The following is a 19,211-nucleotide window of genomic DNA, read 5'->3' as shown; positions in this document are numbered from 1 at the left end:
ATCGGGTAGCTCTAGCTACCCTTTTTCTTTACTCTACGTGAGGAGATTTTAACTTGTAAAAGATACCTACACTTCGCCGCCTTCCGTTAAAATGGTAGCCATCACCTCCCGCAGCTGGCCTCAAAGCGCGCCATATCATTAGCCATCTTATTAATTTCTTGCTGCAGGTCTTGATAGTCCGTGGTGCTGTTGATTCGCCTGGCAGCCTGGTTGATGTTGACGCCAATTCGCAGAACATCACTCCTGGTTTCTTGCAATAATGACAAGAGGATATCTTGATAAGTCGAGCGCTCAGGCTTCAAACGAAGCGGTTTGTTAAGACAAACGGCCCGGACGTAGGTCGATACAGTCGGCGTCTTAACGGTAGCCTTTCGGATTAAAAGCTGATCATACTCCGCTTGGGTGAAGCGAACCTGAACTACTCTGGTGGCCCGTTCTTCCGGCTTCATCTCAGGCCTGCCCCCTTTGTACCATTTGTCTTTTTCCTTCATGACTGTTGTTGCGGGCGACTTCGGAGGCTCCTCGTTTTGGGTGTTTTGCAGAAGCAAGAAACGATTTTTGTCGCGACAAAAACACATCTTGCTACCTAAAAAACTACCCCTTCTTAATGTCGGCGTTTGGCCGTAGAATCAGCGTACTAAAAGTCCTGTACAGCCTTCACCCAAGTTAGATTTTTCCTTCCCTTTTCAACTTAAACTTTAAGTGGGCTGCGTTTCAATCATCAAGCGCGTAACACGAATCACAGTTGGGCTTTTTTCTCAACACTACCTCACCAAGCACACGTTTTGACAAGCAGCAGGCGTTTATACAAAACATAGGTTAGTAAATTAAAGGAACCTGAGTTATACAGCAGCTATCCAATGGGTGGCTGCTGTATTTTTGTTTATACTTCTCTTTACTTAATCCACTAACTTTGATTGAAACCCTGTTTCAGGGTTAGGTTAATGAATATTGTGGAATTTAGAGGTATACAGCAGCCACCTTCTGGGTAGCTGCTGTTTTTTTATATGCCATAACCTCACTATATATGTGCATTCTCCCGGGATCGCAGTTATAGGGTTAAACGAATTATTCTAGTATTGTGTAGATTGTTCTCAAACAGCAAATGCTTACTGGGCATTTGCTGTTTTTTGTTCAAGCTAGAGCATGCAGCTAAATACCTGAAGTCTAGTTTACCACTACCTCACTATAAAACCGGCTTTGACTACAAACTCTGTTCTAAGATTAGATTGTTTAATAAGTAGAATAAGTTTATTGCAAACAGCAGCTACTTATTGAGTAGCTGCTGTTTTTTATGCCCACTGATACCGTTACCTAATCCAACTAGTAGGAATTCAACGAGTTAGCCTTCTTCATGTTAAAAGCACACACGATGAAGATTGTCCTACTCAATACGTTTATCCTGTTTTGTTTAACAGCATGCTCTTCTGACCCCCTGGACCAGAAATACACCGAAGCTATAGGCTTAGGCCCGTTACTGGAGGTTATGCCACCAATTAGTAAAACAGAATTAGGGTGGATTATGATGGCGAAAAAGGCAAACGATGAAAAGGGCGTTTCTAATGAAGGAAGAACCTTCCGAGAATTAAGTAAGCAGGGCAATGACATTGCCGCGGCTGCTAAGGCCCAGTCTTTTGTGGACAGCATAAATTATAAAGCTCAGGCAGATCAGCGGCAGAAAAAGTAATTACAACGGCTGGCCTAGCCCCCGCCCTGAACTATCATTAAGCTGCTTTAACCGTCGATCCACTGAGTCACGTTCATTGGTACGCTGTTTAGGCTAACCTAGGCCAACCAAAGATCAAAAAGGTACAGTCCCTTAGGCCTCGTCAGATCGAGGCTTTTTGCGCTAATCCCTACCGCTAAGTAAAGTGAAAATGGGGAGTCATTGAAAATAATATTCTTTGCATATGACTCGCCTAAATCTTTCCGACTTGAAATTAATTCTACTCTGCCTCGTCGTACTATCATTGTCAGGCTGTACCGTTAATCGATACTACTACATTGCTGAAGAACCAATCCAACTATACGAATTTCAGAGTCTTAAAGGTGCTCCATTGTTAACTATATCCATTGAGGATACGGTATATGCTACTGGAGTTAAACAGGTAGGCCTGGGCGGGTCTGTTCCGGTCGAATACAAAGACTACCGATTTAATTCCCCCCTTGAACTTGCTACATTTGACTGGAGACTTTTTTTAGGCAGATTTGAGGCCAAACTTCAATTTGACCATGGTTAAACGACGTGTGTTTGACGAAGCATTCAAGGAAATGGCTGTCGAGCTGTCTTATGTAAAAGGATCAATTCAAGAAGCCGCCCGCGAATTGGACATCGATCCAGGACGAATCAGCAAATGGAGACAACGCCACAAAAAAAACGATCAAACGTTGCCTGCCAATACCACACTTACTGACGAACAGCAACAGATCAGAAGGTTGCAAGTTGCAACTAGCTAGCTAGCTTCTGATCTGTTGCTGTTCGTCAGTAAGTGTGGTATTGGCAGGCAACGTTTGATCGTTTTTTTTGTGGCGTTGTCTCCATTTGCTGATTCGTCCTGGATCGATGTCCAATTCGCGGGCGGCTTCTTGAATTGATCCTTTTACATAAGACAGCTCGACAGCCATTTCCTTGAATGCTTCGTCAAACACACGTCGTTTAACCATGGTCAAATTGAAGTTTGGCCTCAAATCTGCCTAAAAAAAGTCTCCAGTCAAATGTAGCAAGTTCAGATCTGCTCTTTTTGGATATTCAGATGCCGGACCAGGATGGCTTTGCATTGCTACGGAGTCTGGCCAAGTACGATTTTGAGGTCATCTTTGTGACGGCCTATGATCAGTATGCTATCCAGGCAATGCGGTTTGCTGCGGTGGATTATTTACTCAAACCCGTCGACATTAGTGAGCTACAGGCAGCCGTAGCCAGAGCCAGTAAACAACGTCAATAAAAAGACCAGAATCAACAGGTAGGTTACCTGATGCAGTGGCTCCAGGCGCAATCCCGTAACGAAGACCAACGGATCGCCCTGTCAACGACGCAGGAAACCCGATTTGTCAGGACGGGTGAGATTGTCCGGTGTGAGTCTGCTAACAACTATACTACGTTTTTTTTAAGCGATGGTACAAGCTTAGTGGTCAGTAAACCCATCTATGAATACGACGAATTGCTGAGTGGCTACGGCTTTTTACGGTGTCATCAGACCCATTTGGTAAACAAAGCCTTTATCAAAAGCTGGCGGAAAGACTACGGTGACTTCTTGCTATTAGCCGATGGCAGCCAGATACCCATATCCAGAGGCAAAAAAGAAGCCGTCAAAAAGTCACTCCATCCCTAGTCTGAGCCGAGGTTCTGTCCCTGAACAATTTCTTTCAACCCTATAGGCTACCGTCTTTCTCTGATGATCAACTTATCAGCCCTCTTGGTTATGCTCTTTTTAAGCGATTCCTCCCGGATGCATCAGCCTGCCCCTGGCCAGGATTCACCTGTCCGACTTTCGGAAACCTATGAACTGGCAAATATTATTCTGGCGCTGACGGACTACGGTAAAACCGATTCTTGGGAGGTATCCCAGCAATCGAGTTACTATCGGGAAGTGAGAGACTACTTTGATCGGTACAGCAACCATCCCTTGCTGGCCAAGGTGAATTATTCCCGGCAACAATGGGAGAGCTATCTCAGTTTCCGGACCGATGCCTATGCATTCGCCTTTGACTCCTCGAATCAGTTAGTCAGACGGGTTGACTTTACGGCAAACCAAGGATTTAACCCCTTCGAGGAGAACCTGAAGTTAGTTGAAGACTTCGTCAAGGTCACGGAGTTTCGACGCTTTTATCGGGATCATTTGTCCTATTATCAGGGGCTGGCCAGTGCTTACCTAAGCTCGCAGCGATATCCTGAGATGCTCCATTTTTTAGAAACCGAATTTGGTAAACATTCTGACATCTCGGGGTATGCCATTGTCCTGTCTCCGCTGGTGGGCCGAATGAACTGCCACCGAATGGTAGCGGGGGTAGGAACTGATTTTATTACGTTGCCGGGCTTTCTACTAACGGGCAAAACCCTTCAGTTGGTTAGTGAGGAAGAGGTGGCTTCGGGCACGCATATGCTGTTTACCGAATTAGATCATGCCTTCGTCAACCCGCTTACGGATCAGTACCGTTTATTAGTGCGGGCCAACTTTGCCAATAGCCAATGGGATTCGGGCAGTGGCTACCAGAAAGACAGCCTGGCGACGTTTAATGAATACATGACCTGGGCCGTATATAATCTTTACGTGCTGCGTTATTTCCCAACCGTAGCCGCGAAAGTGAGTCAAGATTGGGCGCTGCAAAACGAAACCCGTGGCTTTTATGCCAGCACTTTATTTAATCAGGAGCTGGCTACGCTCTACCATCGGCGGAAGCCAGGGCAAATGCTCAAAGATATCTATCCAGCCTTCGTTAAACGGCTTGGTTTACGACAAGCGTCCTTGAGCAAGCCGTTCATTAAAGGGTGTAATCTGGCCGATCAAACGATTCATGACACCACAGCTACTTTCGTCATTGAGTTTTCAGAACCCATGTTTCAGCATTCTACCCTGGACGTAGTGCGGGCGGTTGAAGAGCAAGGGAAAACAAGACAGGAGCGGTTGGTGCTCACCCCTCAGGCTAATGGCTTAGTCTGGTCAGCGAACGGCAGAGCCGTACGTTTTACGCTCACGTTAGTAAACGAGACTCTTAACCGGCTGCTGTTCAATTACCCTTGGAAAACATCGGCTACCCTTAGAAGTCGCAAGGGGATTGACCTAGCCCCTTACACACAGATCAAAACGACGGTTAAAAACAAGATTTAAGTTGGCGCCCTACTCAGCTTACTTCATACTGCCTTACAAGGTGTTGTAGCAGTGAAAAAGGTATAGTCTATTAAAACGCCCTATTTATCGACACGTAATTCTTACTCGTCTCATGTGGGAGCATTATTTGAGAATGTGCAATTGAAGGAACTAGTTCAAGTTATCGCCGAAGTAGAAATTGAAACTTCGTTTCTACCCCGTGCCCATTAATCGTGCCTGGGTTCCAGCGTGGCATCGAGGTGCCCACCCGTGCCATTTCTTTTTTCAATGTTGGATCAGCATCATACGTTGGGACTAATTCAATGACTTTACCAGTTCCATCGAGAGTAGCTGTCAACCAAGTCTTTAAACCTAGTTTAATCGGCGTTTCCGCTTCCTCAATTTGATCCAGAACAAATGTATTTAGCTTGTTTTCTCCACCTGGAAACGAAGGCGGAAACTGTGTTTTAATTGCCGGTAATGAACTTGCTACATTTGACTGGAGACTTTTTTTAGGCAGATTTGAGGACAAACTTCAATTTGACTATGGTTAAACGACGTGTATTTGACGAAGCCTTCAAGGAAATGGCCATCGAATTATCGTATGCAAAAGGATCAATTCAAGATGCCGCCCGCGAATTGGATATTGATCCAGGACGAATTCGCAAATGGAGACAGCGGCATAAAAAGAACGATCAAATGTTGCCTGCCAATACCACACTCACTGACGAACAGCAACAGATCAGAAGGTTGCAACGCGAGCTCAAAGAGGCCCAGATGGAACGCGATATATTAAAAAAGGCGGTCAGCATCTTCTCCAGGGGCGACGGGAGGTATTCCGATTTATAGAGGAACATGCCAGCGAATTTCCCGTTGAGAAGATGTGTAACGTACTGAACGTGAGCAGTAGTGGTTATTACTATTGGCGTAAACATCCGATTGGGAAGAGGCAACTGAATCAAGATAAGTTGATCAACCGGATCCGACAAGTGCATAATAAAAGCCAGTCTCGCTATGGCAGTCCCCGGATTGCTGATGAACTCCGCGAGCAGGGGGTGAAGGCATCCCGTAACCGTATTGCCAGACTCATGAAGAAGGTCGGGATTCGTAGCATCATGTATAAAAAGTATCGGGTGCAGACTACGGAATCAACTCATGACTACTCAGTAGCTAAAAACGTGTTGAATAGAGAATTTACTGCCGATAAACCAGGGCAAAAGTGGGTGTCAGACATTACCTATATCGCAACTGGTCAGGGGTGGCTTTACCTAACTGTGATTTTGGATCTGGCCGACCGGAAAGTGGTTGGCTGGGCCATGAGCGATAGTATGAAAGCGGTGGAGACGAGTGTAGAAGCTTGGCGTATGGCCCTCATAAACAGAACTATAGATGGCCAACTTGTATTTCATTCGGACCGGGGCATCCAATATGCTTGCCCTGAATTCAGAGATGAATTAAAGGACTTACCAGTGGTGCAAAGTATGAGTCGCAAAGGTAATTGTTGGGATAATGCGGTTGCGGAGAGTTTTTTCAAGACCCTTAAGTGCGAGATGGTCAACCATACTTACTTTACGACGCGGTCTGCGGCTCGATTGGCCACCTTTGAGTATATCGAAGGTTGGTACAACCGCCGACGGAAACACTCGGTGTTGAATTACCGAACGCCCAGTCAACAGGAATCTTATTTTTACACTTCCTCGATGGCCGCCTGAAAATCTCCACTATACTGTTGCAAGTCCATAGTGGCCAATAATGTAATGCAAAAGAGAAATGATAAGGATAGATTTGATTGGCTAGTCATGGTCTTCGTGATTGCTTTTTAAGGAGAGATGCAGCCAGCAATCAGTTGGTTGCATACCCCTACAAAAGTATCTACTAGCACTTGACATTATTAAGCCAGCGTCACAACAAATGTCTGTTTTTGTCTGTCTTATTTAGGAGGGTTTAGTAAGATCAGCTATCTTAACCTTATACCAATGAGTGCTGGGTTGTAGATAAAAATAGGTCAGCCCAAGGTGTGATCGATCCGAAATGCATACCTTGTAGCACATAACCGCTTCGATACTTCTACAGACCAATCGCTCCCATGATACGTGTTGTGATTTTCTTCTCGCTGTGGCTTCCCCCTTTGTTTACCAGTGCTCAGCTGACTACCTCGGGCTTAGATAGCCTCTTCAATCGGTTGGCGGCCAATCAGCTCGCCAAGGGCAGTATCGCCATTACCCAGAACGGAGAACTACGCTACCAACGATCGGTCGGCTCGGATCAACTTGCCCAGACCCAATTCCGCGTCGGCTCGATCACCAAAATCTTTACGGCCGTACTGGTCTATCAACTCATCGAAGCCCATCAACTGAGGCTCACCGACAAGCTTAGTCGGTTTTTCCCCGACCTAGCCAATGCTCATACCATTACCATTGCCCAGTTAGTAGGGCACCGCAGTGGACTAGCCAGTTTTACCAATAATACCGATTATGATACCTGGAAGGACCAGCCTAAGACACACGCTGAGTTGCTGACGATGATCAAGACCCAAAAACCCGATTTTGAACCCGATGCGAGAGCCGACTATAACAACTCTAATTATTTACTACTGAGCTACATCCTGGAGCAACTTTACCGAAAGCCCTATAAGGCCATCGTCACCGAAAAGATCATCCAGCCACTGGCTCTAAAGCATACGTATTACGGGGATCACGCTGGCTTCCAGGCCCAGGAAGCCGTTTCCTACAAATATGTTAACCAGGCCTGGAAAGCAGATCGGGCGGCTTACTTAGATAACTTTAGCGGTGCCGGTGCTATCCTATCGACACCGGGCGATCTATGCCAATTCATTACGAGCTTGTTTAGTGGGCGGCTGATCAGTCAACAGAGTCTGGACACCATGAAGCAAATGCAGGATGGCTATGGCAAAGGTCTATTTCCATATGGCGACGCTTTGCACCCAGGCTATGGCCACAATGGCAAGACGGAGGGTTTTGCCGCTTCGCTCCAATATTATCCCCAAAGCCACCTAGCCATTGCTTATTGCACCAACGGGGAGGTCTACCCCAAAGCCCAGATTTTACAACACGTTTTTAAGGCCTGCTTCGGGATGGCCGATACGCTTCCCACGTTTAAGCCGATTGCACTAACCAGCCCGCAACTGGAACCCTTTACGGGTAGGTATGGGGCCAGTTCAGGTATGGAGGTAAGCAATCGTTTAGACTCTGGGAAACTGCTGCTCTCTTTAAAAGGCCAGGACTTCGAGCTGACGCCGATTGCGACCAATGAGTTCTGGAACAAAGCTTACGGTTTTTTCTTTCGCTTCGCCAACGGTGGGCAACAGCTTATGATTCATGATGTGGATGCTATCTACGAGTTGACTAAGCGCTAAGTGATTTTTACCTTAGCTTGTATTGATTACGGCCTAGGATGAGATGGTGATGAATTTACGGTTGATTCCTCTAGTAGCCTGTAACGCCCCATTAAACGATCAGACCCATCAAAGCTTATTCGTCTCACGGGGGAGCGTTTGAAGCGACAACGATTTTTTTATGTCTGTCTGATTCTATCCGTATATTACGGATGAGGGGTAGATAAAACTAATTGAGGGTGAGTTGGTTCATCTCTTCACATGTACGGGTTCAATGCAGGGCGGAAGGAACAAGTTGAACCCACAAGCCAATGCCGTTCAGGATGCTGACCTTAGTAGGTAATTTATCCCCTTTCCATCACTGTGCTGTCCTCATTTTAACCAAGAAGACAATTACGTACGATCGATGAAGCGACGCCGTCCTGACTCCCCCAAAACGCAGCCGTCCCTATCCGAAAAGGAACCCGAGCACCACCGATTGGATTTGCTTATCCATGATCTGCGTAACTGCATCAGCGCCATTGGTTTTGCTCAGTACTTTCTCAATGACAAACTGGATTTAAGTCCCCATGAACAAGCGGCCTATCAGGCCATCTTAAGGAGTAACCTGAGCCAAGCCACCGGATTAATGGACCAGTTCCTGCAGGCAGCACCCGTCCTCAGCAAACAAGCGAATGCTACGGCCCCAAACTGGACCGCGCTCCTGAAGCATCTGTCGAGCCAGTTGCCTCAAGCCGTTGCTGCCGAGAGTGCCGATCAGTTAGCGCACCTTAAAAAGTTGGTTGAAATTGGCCTGCAAAGCGGCTGAGTTGAGGGATCAACCAATTGCTTGGCTAATTAAGTGCCCCTTCAGCGCACTTTCAGATGTCTCGCGAATGAGCATTATTTGAGAATGTATAAAATAGAGTTACAAATTAGGAATGACCATGGATGGTTTGTCACTCGGTTAAGAATTAGCCTAGGCATCTTGATCAAAGGAGGATGACCAACAGGTAAATTCATAATGCATACAGACAGATTAACCAGTCCAGGTAATCTGTCTTATTCGAGCCAAGCTGAAAAGGAGTCATGTCCACCAACTACATGCTCACTCTTTGACAAATGCTCGGGTGTCACTTCCTTGTCGTAAAATCACTTTTTTATGGCCTAAATCAAAGTCAAACGTAGCACTCGACGCAGTATAAAGAAAACTGTGATGGCCTAACGCTTGCAAGTCTATCGGGTCCGGACCTGATAGCTGAAGCTGAAGACGTTTACCCTTTTTAAAAAAGCGAAGCGTAAATTGGACGTCTGCATTGCGGTAGGTGCCTTCATAAACCGACACATCCAGCGAGGACAATTCGTTGGCTAACGAAAGAATTCGGGCCACCTGCCCGGTTGCCTGAATATGGGTTGTGCTTTCTAAGCGGGCCATCAGGCCCCAGCCATAAAAATCATTGGCGACCCCAATCAACAAATCGTTCTGGCCCGTCTTGAGGGTAAGCGGAGCCGTTGCATTCTGAGTCGAAATCCGTCCATCCGGGTATTTACGCATATTATATTGATATACGTTCTTGTCAACCAGCACCATCTGATGGTTCAAGAAGACCCACACTTCATCACTGAATCCCAATTGCAAGTTCGTACTGACCGCTTCCTGAGCGACCAGGGTGGTTTGTAGCCAGACCACTCGTCGCGTCTTACTGGCACCATATTTACGGGTTAGATTCAGCAACCCCCGCCGTTCCGCCCCGATGCTATCGTTAAACTGCTCAGGGGTAGGTAGCTGACGAACGGATAATTCATGCCCATCGGGCAATTCCTGCGGAGTGGATACCGCCCAGGTCCGAAGATAATTGGCATCATGGTTGGTCAAATCAGGGGAAGCCAGCGGACTCACCCCCTCGACTATAGTAGGCTTTACGTGCAAGTTGGCAATGTGTGAAGCCCCTTCAAAGGCAATACTACCCTGACGGGAGTTGGATTCTAGTTGAGGAATGTCGAGTACTGCTTGCGGAGCCTGATTGAGAAAGACCTGTAGCCGGTTGCCGGAAACAATCAGCTTGAGGTGATTCCACTCGCCGGGCTTGAGCAGCGCCGGGGCCTGGTATTCGGGGTACAAATCCCAGAGATTAACACCCCTGACATAGGGGCTGTACTGGATACCGTCGTTAGCTAACGGATTCAGGGTACTGTTGGTGCGCAGATAGACAATCTCCTGGTCGTTTGAATCATGGCGGTGGAAATAAATCGACTGAGCTGACTCGGGCCGAATGGGTTCGAGGTCAAATTCAATCGTTCCATCCTGGAAAATAACTTCGTTGAGAACGACGGGTCCGGCATTCTGGGCTAGCCGCATAGCCTTTTGGCCTTTGTAGTCGACAAAGTCAACTTTGCCGGCCTGGAAGCTCCATTGGCTCGCTGTCAGGGGAACGGCATAATCCAGGCGTTTTGACGCGAGGGAGAGGTTGTTTTTTTGCGCCAGACCTTGCGTAGCCAGCAACACGAACATCATTAAGAATACCTTTTTCATTCTGGATTGGTCAGATACGTTTGGCCAAAGGTGATGCTAAGTGATCTAGTAACGGCGATCAAAAGGGAGTCAACTTCGGTTCAAGTTGGGTTCAAGGCCTATTCCTTCTACTTTTGTGGGCTATGTCTTCCCCTCCGATCCCTATTGCCATCGCTAAGTTGAAAGTTCAGCTGGAAACTCAATTGGGCTGGGGCTCCAGTGAGACCTGGAGTAACTATGATGTGGAGCGCTTAAGCGAACACATCGGCCAGCAAACGGGTGTATCCTTAAGTGTGTCCACCTTAAAGCGGGTTCTGGGTAAAGTAGACTCTAAGAGCACCCCCTCCTTAACGACGCTTAATACATTAGCTCAATTTCTAGGCTACACGGATTGGCGCGATTTCCAACTCAAAACGGCGGAGACGGCGGCAATACCGGTTGAGCAGCCGGTGCCTGTATCGTTGGTCAAAAAGCCCCAATGGATCATACCTTGGTTGGTGCTGGCTCTTCTCGGCATCTTTCTACTGGGGTTAGTGAGTTTTCTGCTCCGTAGAGAGCCCCCCTACAGTCCCACTGACTTTCGGTTTTCCTCCAGCACCATACGAACCCGGGGCTTACCTAATTCAGTCGTCTTTAGCTATGATGCCACCAAGGCGCGGGACGACGATTCGGTTTTCATTAGCCAGAGTTGGGATACCCGGCGCAAGGTGTTGGTCCATAAAAACGACCACCATTATTCCGCTATATATTACTATCCCGGCTTTTACCGGGCTAAACTGATGGTTGGTGGGCAAGTGCTGCGGGAGCATGATCTCCAGATCAACACAGACGGCTGGCTAGGTTTGGTGGAAGCGGATTGGGGCCAGGAGCCTCTGTATTTAAATCCGTCCGATATAATCAGTGCGCAAACGGTTCACATTACGGGCGAACTGCTGGAGAAGCATGGCGTAAAACGGAATTCTTCCTCACCAAAGATTATTCTGGTCAACCAGCAGACTATCAAGGGCATTAGAACCGATGCATTTGAGTTTGAAACCGAGGTGAAAAGTCTGAATGAGGCAGGGACTGATGCCTGCCAGCGGGTTGAGGTAGTGTTGCACGCCAAAAATGATCTGTTAGTAGTACCGCTCGTCGAGCCGGGCTGCGTCGGCGATATTTATGTGGCCGCTTATGGGTATTATGCCTCCAGCCGAAAAGCGGATTTAAGCGGCTTTGGCTGCCATCCCACCCAGTGGAATCAGCTACGGGTAAGTTGCCGGTCAGGGCTGGTGACCTTCTTTTTGAATCAGCGAGCGGTTTACCAGGCTCGAATCAAGAACCGACCGGCTGAGATCATCGGGGTGCAGGTTCGGTTCAATGGTCCTGGTGCGGTGCGGAACACGTGGTTGCAAGGTGCAACGGACAAGGTGATTTTTGAGGGTAAATCCGATATAAGCCCATTCATTAATGGTATCTCTTCAAACGCCCGTTTCTCGAAGCAGACTTATACGATCTCTGTTGTATCGAGTAGGAGGGTTTGTTGAGATTCCTAATATTTGTCTAACTCAATAAGTCGCATACGGTCCCTTGATTCACTTAAAAAGTTACTCGTTCGTCTCTGATGATTCGTAAGCCAGGTCATCGCGGGAGTATTTATTGTCACCCCGCGCGCTGCGTTTTTGCTTCCAGTGCCTGATGGCCTCTTTTAGCGACGCGCCGGCATTAGCGGCCATAAAATCCCGGATGTATTGATTGTACTCAAACTGAGGCCCAATCTCGGGCTGATACGACTTGTCGCTTTTTCGATGGTATTCCTCCTGCCAGTACTGCACGGCATCGCCAAACGTTTTGGTTGGGTTTTCCTTACAAAACTTCATCAGGCCTACGGTGAAATGAAAATGTGGGCCAATCACTGATTTAAAGAATCCCCGAATGTGTTCTCCACTGGTGTAGTTTTTCGTGATGGGCGCATCCATCATAACCACTAGGGGCGGGCCGTCAGCGGAATTGGAGGATTTGCTCGGACGTGCCAGGTCGGTTGGTGGCCGACCTGTTTGCAGAAAATGCGCAATACGTTCCGTAATTTCTAGTTTGCTACCACTTGTTTTGAGGCCCTGTCGTGTACAAAAATCAACCAACTCTTTTTTTAGCCAGTAATAGTCTGAAAAATCAGTTACCGGTATTGCTCGCGTCAACAGGGGTCTTTTATCGGCGTTCATCCGAAAACAGTTTACGTTCGTAGAATAGGTAATCCATTCGCCTTCTCCTTTAATCGGCTTATCCGGGCTTCCAGCGGACTATACCTGGGGACGATCCCAGAAAGCGGGCGGCTCTACGCCCAGCGTGCGCAGGTAGACATAAGCCTGACCCCGGTGATGAATTTCATTATCGATCAGGTAGAAAAGAAACCAGTAGATAGGACCTTCATACAGTCCAAACGCCTTGTCGACTTCCTGGAAGCGAGTGGATGGAATCTGCGGCCAATGGGCATTAATCGTCTCGGTCACCCGATCCCACTGCGCCAGTACCTGCTCCTTTGTAGTTGCTTTTGGAGGTGCCTCCGAACCCTGGCCAAACGAAGGCCAAATGCCCGAAACAACGCCCTGCATACTCTGGTCGGCCATTTGCAGGACTTCATCAATCAGGGCCGAGCAAGGTCGCATGCCGCCCAGGGAATACGAAAAGAAGTGTTCCTCGGGGTAGGCTTCGATCAACCGGCGGGTGAGTCCGCGGTGTCCCTGCCAATGGGCAAGAAGTTGCTGGGGGGAGAGAACGATCGGAACCATCGTTTGGCTAAGCTGCACTGTGTTTTCCATGGTCTGTAATTGGTTGAGGTTGTCAATTGAATGACTACACAAAGAAACACCAGGGGAGTGACAGCCGTATGTCAGTAGTGAACCCAGTCGAGTGTCAATAATTAATCTCAGCAACACTAGGTAGGATGCTAGCTAGTCGAAGCGATTCCAGGCCAAAAACGCAGTCACTACACAGACGACGTGCCTCTTCTTTTGTATCCCAATCAACGAAATTTACCGCCTTGAAAATTATTAACAGACGTAGAGGCGGAACCCCCTATTTATTGATTAGTAATTTCCATTCGTCTCATTTGGGAGCGTGGCTGTTGCACAACTCCGCTTCCAACGTCGATTTTTCAGTGGCTGAATTGGCGAATGAGATTTTCTACCCTGGTCTGCCCTTCTTAGTTGAGAAAAGGCATGCCAAAGCACAAAAAAGTGTCCTGAGAAGACAATGACCATTCCACTCTTAGGGCTATGGCCTGGCTGAGAGTGGACTTGGTGGTGAACTTCATATACTTCTTGAGGTTGAAGGCAGTAGCCGCCATCAGCATCACCTTGTGGGCCCCAGCTTTACCCCGTACATTAATCTTTCGCAACCCATTGTACTCCACTAGACTACCTAAGACGGGTTCCACCGTCCGTTGACGAAGCCGCTTCAAGCGTTTGCCCCGTCGACTTTGCTGGCGCTCCAGGGCTCGGCGATAGAAGGGATCATAGGCCGTTCTGATAATTTGTCGGCATTGCCGCGGTGGCGGACCACCTCTTGGGAACACAGGTGGGCTTGAGCGGACACTGTTTGCAGTCTTGGTAATCCGCTCGGTAGACTTTCAGCCAGCCGCCATCCGCGTTCTTGTCAAACGTCTTAAAGGGTAAACGCTTACCCTCTGAACAAGTGAAGTGATCTTCCTCAGGATCATAAGGAAAGCCTTCGATCTGGGGCTTATATTGACCGAAAACGGGTATCCAGCCGGTGATTTTCCACTGCTCCAGTAAGGCGTAGTTACTCCCGTTGGAATAGCCTGTATCGGCCAATAGCTCCTCTAAACGCAACTCATTATGTGACAACCGCTGCTGAAGTTTCAGGGTAATATCGGGAAGAGTCTGGCTGTCCCGACCATCGGCGAAATCGGCTTGCACATGACTGATGACCCCTTCGGCCGTATCGACCGCTAAGCTACAATTGTAGTTGAGTTTGCGGGCCTTACCCGGCTTGATCGAGATACGAGCATCTGGATCGGTGGGGCTGTAATGAGTCTTGTTACTCAACAATTGGGCCTTTTCATTACTGGCTCCCAGGGTAGTTGGCGCACATTGCAAGTTCTGCTGGCGCTTTTTCAACTGTCTTAACTGATGATCAGCAGCGGTAATCACCGAGGCAGCTTGACGCTTGCTGGGTTTGGGCACCAAGTCTACTGATCCATTGTGATCTTCAGTCTGTAGTAGCAGCTTGGGTCCTGGTCTTTGAGGCTGTTTTTCCAACAGCCTTTCCATCGAGGCATTGGCTTTGACGGGAGCAGAGTCGATGGCTGCTCTACGACCGGCTACCATATTACTAGCTACACACAAGCTGAATACTTTATCGAACACAGCCTCAAAAAGTACTTCCGGGTAAAGTTTGCGGGTACGGCTCAGGGTAGAGTGCCAGGGAAGCGGCTCATCGATATTGTAGCCCAGGAAATACAGTATGTCCATCCGCATAGAGCAGTGCTGGATCAGTTTTCTGTCCGAAGAAATGTTCTCCAGGCAACCGATGAGCATGAACTTAAAAAACACTACCGGGTCAATCGACGGATTACCTGTTGATCCATAGAGCTGTTCCGTAGCCTCATAGATGAATGTCAGGTTGAGCGTCTCCTTTAACCGGCGGTAGAGGTTGTGCTTAGGGACGCGGTTAGACAGCTGAAAACAAGTGATTTGCTTTTCGGTATATTCTTTTCTGCCTTGCATACCTTAAGATACAGAAAAGGCCCCTTATATCCCTAAGCGGAGTTGTGCAACAGCCACGCCCGATTCGTGAAATGGGTACAGTAATAGTGCAAGCAAACTCATTCTGTTCTCGCTTTAGTCTCAAATTGCCATCTCACCAATCAAAAGCAGAATCTCACATTTTAGCTGAGTTTGTGAGATAAATCATCACCTCTCTAAAGTAGTCGATAAGTAACCTGCCAGGCACGTTATTGAGAGCACGGCGCTTTAAGGCTCTAGATAGCACTACCATTGCCCGGCGGTCTGGAACCGTGCCTAGCCAGAAGTAACCTCAAAATTGAGAGCCTATCTACTTTAGTCAGCCGAACTAATTGCCTTTTAGAGGCAGACACATAAAGACTATACCAAATAATTAAAACTAGGCGCTCATAAGCCTACAGGCTAACGAGTGCTAGGAGTTTTCAAGCTCATCAAGCTAACCCCAACCGTCGGTTAATGTGCTTCTTTTATTTATAAAAAATCTTATATAAAAATTGTAAATTAACAGTATAAAATATGCTGAAACAAAATTTATACTATTTGACTCATTTATACCATAAGTCCCTTCCGGTGCAGGCTACTTTTGTCTTCAACCAAAATAAGTAAGCACATCGACTATGGAAACTATCTCACAACCGATTCCCGCGGAACTCTTCACTAGGGCTAACCCCGGCGAAACTAATGACTGGCCTGATTACCCCTCGGGGCCCTATTATACACCTGAATATGTAGTGGGGGGATTTGGGGGTAGCAAATTTCTATCGAGTGAGGCTCTCAACGGTCTACTTGTCAAACGAGTTGAAGTATGGTATGATTCAAAAGCGTTGAAAGGCGTTCGACTTACGTATACCGATGACTCGTCCACTCAAGCGGGTCAACAAAAAAATGAGTACGCCAAACTTGATATCAATCCAGGCGAAATCATTACCTCGTTGAAGCTCTGGGGAAATGGAGTGGGAACCCGAACGGGCCGCGTCGAGATGACAACTAACACGGGTAAAACGTTGGCCGCCGGAAAAGATGTATCGGGACAAAATACTTATGTGGCACCCACCGGCTCGGGGATTCTAGTGGGCTATACGGGCCGCGGCGGCCAGGAAATTGACATGCTTGGCTTCATCTTTTTTGATAACGTTTCCTCGGTTCAATTAGGGGATGTACACTATAGCGGAGCTCCTGAAAAAGGCAGCGCGGCGGGCATCAACGTGGTGGCCTTACAGCAGGCCTCATTCGGTCCTTTTAATACGGAGACTAACTGGCGCTTTGCCAACGCCGTAACCCGGACGAGTTCACAATCATGGACCAAGTCATCCACCGTGAAGTATTACGCCTTGGTGACAGTAAAGGCGGATATTTTCGGCATTGGTGGCGAAGCGACCGCTGGTTGGGAGCGAACGACAGGCAGTGAGTCCTCGACAGAGGTAACGACCGAAATAAGCTTGAGCTGGGATACAGGCGGCGTGTTACCAGCGGAGTACCTTGTTAATGCCTTAGCTACGGTCAGTCAAGGCCAATTAGATTTGCCCTACTCGGGTCAATTAACCATCAGTTTCAACAGTGGGAATCAAGTGAGTGTCCCCGTAAAGGGGTTGTACACCAACGTGGTTTATGGCCGAAGCCAAGCCAAAGGCACACTGATACCCCCATCGAACTAGAATAATTCTCGACAGACTCCTCGTACAAGGAGTCTGTCGAGAATCAAAATTAAAGATTACTGAGCATGAGTGGCCCAAACACTAGGCCAGAGTCTTCTTTAGGGCGCTAGCTCAGTGGTAGGGAGTTATATCCAAAGCGGCTCAGCAAGATAGAGTCCGGACCCCACCCTCATCAATTCATACTGCTGAGATTATCAGTTCCATTCTCGCTGATTATGCTATTGCTGGCGCACAAGTGCTTTACTCATCAATCGTCGTACGGATTCGGCTTGGAATAATTTACCGGTTCGGGTCCGAAAGCCCGTGTTGTTGAGTTGTTGGGCAATCGCCCTGAGCGTCATTTTATCGCGCTGGTAGAGGCGGATTAGCTCGGCGGCTTGTTGGTTAGCGGGGTGATTTCGGGCCGCATGTTTGCCAACACCCGTTCCTTTTTGGCGACCTTCAGCACAGAAATTGTCAGGCTTACCCAAGGTGAAACCACGGGCTTTCTTTTGGTGTAAAGCGGCCCTTGTTCGTTCGGAGATCTTGCGTAACTCATCCTCGGCTAAGGCGGCTTTGATGTTAATAATCATGTCAGAGTCGTTCAGACAATCGAGGGCCGTGAACATGACTTTATTCAGCCGCAAGGCAACCAGAATTTCCAGATTCCGCAACACCCGGTCTAGCCGGTAGGCAATCAACTTTGCATTTTCTTTCTGACAGAGTTCAATGGCTTTGGCCAGCTCCTTCCGGCTGGTTTTTCCACCGGATTCAATTTCGATAAAGTCGCCGATCAACTGCTCACCACAAAAGGCGTGGATACCTGCTTTCTGGGCATCGAGTCCTAGTCCGCTTCTCCCCTGCTTTTGGGTCGATACCCGGTAGTAGGCTACGTATTTTACCATAAATAGACTATTTGTAGACAAAAAATGTGTTTGTCACAAAGCTAGAACGACCGTTCTTGACTCGTGACAAAACAAAAATAGTGGAAAAGGGGATAGAATCTACTACTTAAAAGCTGCCAGGATGGCAGCGAAAGAAAAATTGGGGGAGTCACTTAAAAAAAGATGGCCAGTTCTTGAAAAGATCGGTTGAAGACTACATTACATCACCAGAGACAAAACACAAAAAAACCCTGTCTGAACAGGGCTCATTAAGGTTACTCGGCATCGGAGGCTTGCCTGGGCTTTCGACCTCTTGGCTTACCGGTGTAAGGTACTTTGACAGCCGCAGCTTCAGGAGCTAATTGCAGCGCAAAGGCGGTCGTGCCTTCAAACTCGAAAAGGCGAATGGTAAAGTCGTATTTCGTTTTGGCGAAATCAACTCCACTCTTGGTCAAGATAAAGGGTAATGCCAACGTATAACTTTTAGCCGCTTTCTCGAAGGTAAAGGTTTCCGCATCACTACTGCTTGGAACCAGGTAGAGCGATTTGGCTTTGCGCTTTCCTTCGTCCATCCCTACTTTAAAGCCTGTCTTGCTTAGATCGACCCCTAAATGAGCCACCGTCTTGGCGGGCAAAACAAGTTTGCCGACACTAGAAATGTAACCGGTTAAAAGTAGCTTAGCTGGTTTGGCGGCTTTTTCGGCCTTGGCCGTAGGCTGTTGGTTTTCAGTAGGCGAAAAAAAATGGATGTTAATGGCTTTCATTCACTTGGTTTTAAGACTTTTACCAGAAAACAAAGGTAGAAAATTAAGTATTGAATGAAGAAAAACCACGAGTTCAAGTTGAATGACTTAGTCACGCTCATTAACCCAAAGGCAGCTCAAGCGTTAGAAGCGGCTAATGGGGCCATTGACTGGCCTGTCCCGGTGATCAGTCAATATGGTCAGCGGGTACACTGCTGGAACAGTCAACGGCGCGAATTTACCATCACCCTCAGTGCGACCGAGATTAAGAAAGTGGATTGATCAGACAGGTTACCTGACACGCGGCTTAGCATAGGATAGCGGGTAAAGTGCATTCGATCCTGTTACATCGCCTTTCCCATAAAAGAACCTATTTGTAAACGCGTTCATTTGGCCAAGGGTTTTCCTGAACGATTTTACGACAATGAAATATTGGTGTAACTAATTGTTATACATAGCATTGTAAGTTCAATAAACTGTGTACGCTTACCTTTATTTGAACGATTTGTTAATGACTCGTCCGTAAAAATGTTGACCGTTTGTTGATAATCCAG

Annotated in this window: 22 protein-coding genes; 12 read left to right on the top strand and 10 right to left on the bottom strand. The window is 47.6% G+C overall.

What is annotated here, in order from left to right:
* Positions 1-101: 101 nt before the first annotated feature.
* Positions 102-491: a plasmid mobilization protein gene (locus CWM47_RS36195; RefSeq protein WP_157816182.1), complete on the bottom strand. Its 390-nt coding sequence runs from the start codon at positions 489-491 to the stop codon at positions 102-104.
* 881 nt (positions 492-1,372) lie between these two features.
* Here CWM47_RS36195 and CWM47_RS36190 point away from each other — a divergent pair.
* Positions 1,373-1,687: a hypothetical protein gene (locus CWM47_RS36190; protein WP_100993350.1), complete on the top strand. Its 315-nt coding sequence runs from the start codon at positions 1,373-1,375 to the stop codon at positions 1,685-1,687.
* A gap of 545 nt (positions 1,688-2,232) precedes the next feature.
* Positions 2,233-2,457, top strand: coding sequence for a transposase (locus CWM47_RS36175; RefSeq protein WP_100993347.1), 225 nt, complete (start codon positions 2,233-2,235; stop codon positions 2,455-2,457).
* On the opposite strand, the gene CWM47_RS36170 is transcribed toward CWM47_RS36175, so the two are convergent.
* Positions 2,458-2,664, bottom strand: coding sequence for a transposase (locus CWM47_RS36170; protein ID WP_100993346.1), 207 nt, complete (start codon positions 2,662-2,664; stop codon positions 2,458-2,460). It lies immediately after the preceding gene.
* A gap of 14 nt (positions 2,665-2,678) precedes the next feature.
* Between CWM47_RS36170 and CWM47_RS39615 the strand changes: the two genes are divergently transcribed.
* The 3 genes from CWM47_RS39615 (at position 2,679) to CWM47_RS36160 (ending at position 4,829) form a co-directional block, all read left to right on the top strand.
* Positions 2,679-2,945: a LytR/AlgR family response regulator transcription factor gene (locus CWM47_RS39615; protein WP_262511999.1), complete on the top strand. Its 267-nt coding sequence runs from the start codon at positions 2,679-2,681 to the stop codon at positions 2,943-2,945.
* 30 nt (positions 2,946-2,975) lie between these two features.
* On the top strand, positions 2,976-3,332 hold the full coding sequence (locus tag CWM47_RS39610) for a LytR/AlgR family response regulator transcription factor (protein WP_240625628.1): 357 nt from the start codon (positions 2,976-2,978) through the stop codon (positions 3,330-3,332).
* Between the two features lie 63 nt (positions 3,333-3,395).
* Entirely contained in the window at positions 3,396-4,829 is a 1,434-nt protein-coding gene (locus CWM47_RS36160) for a DUF4932 domain-containing protein (RefSeq protein ID WP_100993345.1), read from the top strand.
* A 160-nt stretch (positions 4,830-4,989) separates the two neighbouring features.
* Here CWM47_RS36160 and CWM47_RS36155 read toward each other — a convergent pair whose 3' ends face one another.
* Entirely contained in the window at positions 4,990-5,340 is a 351-nt protein-coding gene (locus CWM47_RS36155; RefSeq protein WP_100993344.1) for a hypothetical protein, read from the bottom strand.
* Between the two features lie 14 nt (positions 5,341-5,354).
* Between CWM47_RS36155 and CWM47_RS36150 the strand changes: the two genes are divergently transcribed.
* The 4 genes from CWM47_RS36150 to CWM47_RS36135 all read left to right on the top strand — a co-directional run bounded on the left by CWM47_RS36150 (position 5,355) and on the right by CWM47_RS36135 (position 8,971).
* Complete coding sequence (locus CWM47_RS36150) at positions 5,355-5,657, top strand: transposase (protein ID WP_100993343.1); 303 nt, start codon at positions 5,355-5,357, stop codon at positions 5,655-5,657.
* Complete coding sequence (locus CWM47_RS36145) at positions 5,600-6,520, top strand: IS3 family transposase (RefSeq protein ID WP_157816246.1); 921 nt, start codon at positions 5,600-5,602, stop codon at positions 6,518-6,520. The genes CWM47_RS36150 and CWM47_RS36145 overlap by 58 nt, the downstream gene beginning before the upstream one ends.
* A gap of 374 nt (positions 6,521-6,894) precedes the next feature.
* Complete coding sequence (locus tag CWM47_RS36140) at positions 6,895-8,184, top strand: serine hydrolase domain-containing protein (protein WP_100993341.1); 1,290 nt, start codon at positions 6,895-6,897, stop codon at positions 8,182-8,184.
* Positions 8,185-8,569: 385 nt separating this feature from the next.
* Positions 8,570-8,971 (top strand): hypothetical protein, encoded by a 402-nt coding sequence (locus CWM47_RS36135; RefSeq protein ID WP_100993340.1) that lies wholly within the window; start codon positions 8,570-8,572, stop codon positions 8,969-8,971.
* 279 nt (positions 8,972-9,250) lie between these two features.
* Here CWM47_RS36135 and CWM47_RS36130 read toward each other — a convergent pair whose 3' ends face one another.
* Positions 9,251-10,675 carry a family 16 glycoside hydrolase gene (locus tag CWM47_RS36130; RefSeq protein WP_100993339.1) on the bottom strand — a complete coding sequence of 475 codons (1,425 nt, stop codon included), beginning with the start codon at positions 10,673-10,675 and terminating at the stop codon, positions 9,251-9,253.
* Between the two features lie 122 nt (positions 10,676-10,797).
* Here CWM47_RS36130 and CWM47_RS36125 point away from each other — a divergent pair, with 122 nt between their 5' ends.
* Positions 10,798-12,177, top strand: coding sequence for a hypothetical protein (locus CWM47_RS36125; RefSeq protein WP_100993338.1), 1,380 nt, complete (start codon positions 10,798-10,800; stop codon positions 12,175-12,177).
* Between the two features lie 60 nt (positions 12,178-12,237).
* On the opposite strand, the gene CWM47_RS36120 is transcribed toward CWM47_RS36125, so the two are convergent.
* From CWM47_RS36120 to CWM47_RS36110, 4 genes are all read right to left on the bottom strand, one after another.
* Positions 12,238-12,852 carry a DUF6434 domain-containing protein gene (locus tag CWM47_RS36120; protein WP_100993337.1) on the bottom strand — a complete coding sequence of 205 codons (615 nt, stop codon included), beginning with the start codon at positions 12,850-12,852 and terminating at the stop codon, positions 12,238-12,240.
* Between the two features lie 78 nt (positions 12,853-12,930).
* The gene (locus CWM47_RS36115; RefSeq protein ID WP_100993336.1) at positions 12,931-13,449 is read right to left on the bottom strand and encodes a DinB family protein; all 519 of its coding nucleotides are present in this window, start codon (positions 13,447-13,449) and stop codon (positions 12,931-12,933) included.
* 383 nt (positions 13,450-13,832) lie between these two features.
* Positions 13,833-14,204 (bottom strand): transposase, encoded by a 372-nt coding sequence (locus CWM47_RS39605; RefSeq protein ID WP_240625627.1) that lies wholly within the window; start codon positions 14,202-14,204, stop codon positions 13,833-13,835.
* A complete protein-coding gene (locus CWM47_RS36110; protein ID WP_240625626.1) occupies positions 14,143-15,378 on the bottom strand; it encodes a transposase in 1,236 nt (411 codons plus the stop codon). The genes CWM47_RS39605 and CWM47_RS36110 overlap by 62 nt, the downstream gene beginning before the upstream one ends.
* 635 nt (positions 15,379-16,013) lie before the next feature.
* On the opposite strand from CWM47_RS36110, the gene CWM47_RS36105 reads away from it, so the two are divergent.
* Complete coding sequence (locus CWM47_RS36105; RefSeq protein WP_100993335.1) at positions 16,014-17,051, top strand: jacalin-like lectin; 1,038 nt, start codon at positions 16,014-16,016, stop codon at positions 17,049-17,051.
* A gap of 218 nt (positions 17,052-17,269) precedes the next feature.
* Here the strand turns inward: CWM47_RS36105 and CWM47_RS36100 are convergent, their stop codons facing one another.
* Together CWM47_RS36100 and CWM47_RS36095 are read right to left on the bottom strand one after the other, a co-directional pair.
* The gene (locus CWM47_RS36100; RefSeq protein WP_100993334.1) at positions 17,270-17,935 is read right to left on the bottom strand and encodes a recombinase family protein; all 666 of its coding nucleotides are present in this window, start codon (positions 17,933-17,935) and stop codon (positions 17,270-17,272) included.
* A gap of 254 nt (positions 17,936-18,189) precedes the next feature.
* The gene (locus CWM47_RS36095; protein WP_100993333.1) at positions 18,190-18,678 is read right to left on the bottom strand and encodes a hypothetical protein; all 489 of its coding nucleotides are present in this window, start codon (positions 18,676-18,678) and stop codon (positions 18,190-18,192) included.
* 54 nt (positions 18,679-18,732) lie between these two features.
* Here CWM47_RS36095 and CWM47_RS36090 point away from each other — a divergent pair, with 54 nt between their 5' ends.
* Entirely contained in the window at positions 18,733-18,939 is a 207-nt protein-coding gene (locus CWM47_RS36090) for a hypothetical protein (protein WP_100993332.1), read from the top strand.
* The last annotated feature ends 272 nt before the right edge of the window (positions 18,940-19,211 follow it).

The organism is Spirosoma pollinicola, from assembly GCF_002831565.1.
Taxonomy (GTDB): Bacteria; Bacteroidota; Bacteroidia; order Cytophagales; family Spirosomataceae; genus Spirosoma; species Spirosoma pollinicola.
The sequence above is the reverse complement of the archived record's forward strand: the minus strand, read 5'-3'. Positions and strand labels throughout refer to the sequence as shown.

What these genes read in the sequence shown, in the direction of transcription:
- CWM47_RS36195 (WP_157816182.1), bottom strand. Translation starts at nt 491, where the DNA reads ATGAAGGAAAAAGACAAATGGTACAAAGGGGGCAGGCCTGAGATGAAG.
- CWM47_RS36190 (WP_100993350.1), top strand. Translation starts at nt 1,373, where the DNA reads ATGAAGATTGTCCTACTCAATACGTTTATCCTGTTTTGTTTAACAGCA.
- CWM47_RS36175 (WP_100993347.1), top strand. Translation starts at nt 2,233, where the DNA reads ATGGTTAAACGACGTGTGTTTGACGAAGCATTCAAGGAAATGGCTGTC.
- CWM47_RS36170 (WP_100993346.1), bottom strand. Translation starts at nt 2,664, where the DNA reads ATGGTTAAACGACGTGTGTTTGACGAAGCATTCAAGGAAATGGCTGTC.
- CWM47_RS39610 (WP_240625628.1), top strand. Translation starts at nt 2,976, where the DNA reads ATGCAGTGGCTCCAGGCGCAATCCCGTAACGAAGACCAACGGATCGCC.
- CWM47_RS36160 (WP_100993345.1), top strand. Translation starts at nt 3,396, where the DNA reads ATGATCAACTTATCAGCCCTCTTGGTTATGCTCTTTTTAAGCGATTCC.
- CWM47_RS36150 (WP_100993343.1), top strand. Translation starts at nt 5,355, where the DNA reads ATGGTTAAACGACGTGTATTTGACGAAGCCTTCAAGGAAATGGCCATC.
- CWM47_RS36140 (WP_100993341.1), top strand. Translation starts at nt 6,895, where the DNA reads ATGATACGTGTTGTGATTTTCTTCTCGCTGTGGCTTCCCCCTTTGTTT.
- CWM47_RS36135 (WP_100993340.1), top strand. Translation starts at nt 8,570, where the DNA reads ATGAAGCGACGCCGTCCTGACTCCCCCAAAACGCAGCCGTCCCTATCC.
- CWM47_RS36130 (WP_100993339.1), bottom strand. Translation starts at nt 10,675, where the DNA reads ATGAAAAAGGTATTCTTAATGATGTTCGTGTTGCTGGCTACGCAAGGT.
- CWM47_RS36125 (WP_100993338.1), top strand. Translation starts at nt 10,798, where the DNA reads ATGTCTTCCCCTCCGATCCCTATTGCCATCGCTAAGTTGAAAGTTCAG.
- CWM47_RS36120 (WP_100993337.1), bottom strand. Translation starts at nt 12,852, where the DNA reads ATGAACGCCGATAAAAGACCCCTGTTGACGCGAGCAATACCGGTAACT.
- CWM47_RS36115 (WP_100993336.1), bottom strand. Translation starts at nt 13,449, where the DNA reads ATGGAAAACACAGTGCAGCTTAGCCAAACGATGGTTCCGATCGTTCTC.
- CWM47_RS36110 (WP_240625626.1), bottom strand. Translation starts at nt 15,378, where the DNA reads ATGCAAGGCAGAAAAGAATATACCGAAAAGCAAATCACTTGTTTTCAG.
- CWM47_RS36105 (WP_100993335.1), top strand. Translation starts at nt 16,014, where the DNA reads ATGGAAACTATCTCACAACCGATTCCCGCGGAACTCTTCACTAGGGCT.
- CWM47_RS36100 (WP_100993334.1), bottom strand. Translation starts at nt 17,935, where the DNA reads ATGGTAAAATACGTAGCCTACTACCGGGTATCGACCCAAAAGCAGGGG.
- CWM47_RS36095 (WP_100993333.1), bottom strand. Translation starts at nt 18,678, where the DNA reads ATGAAAGCCATTAACATCCATTTTTTTTCGCCTACTGAAAACCAACAG.
- CWM47_RS36090 (WP_100993332.1), top strand. Translation starts at nt 18,733, where the DNA reads ATGAAGAAAAACCACGAGTTCAAGTTGAATGACTTAGTCACGCTCATT.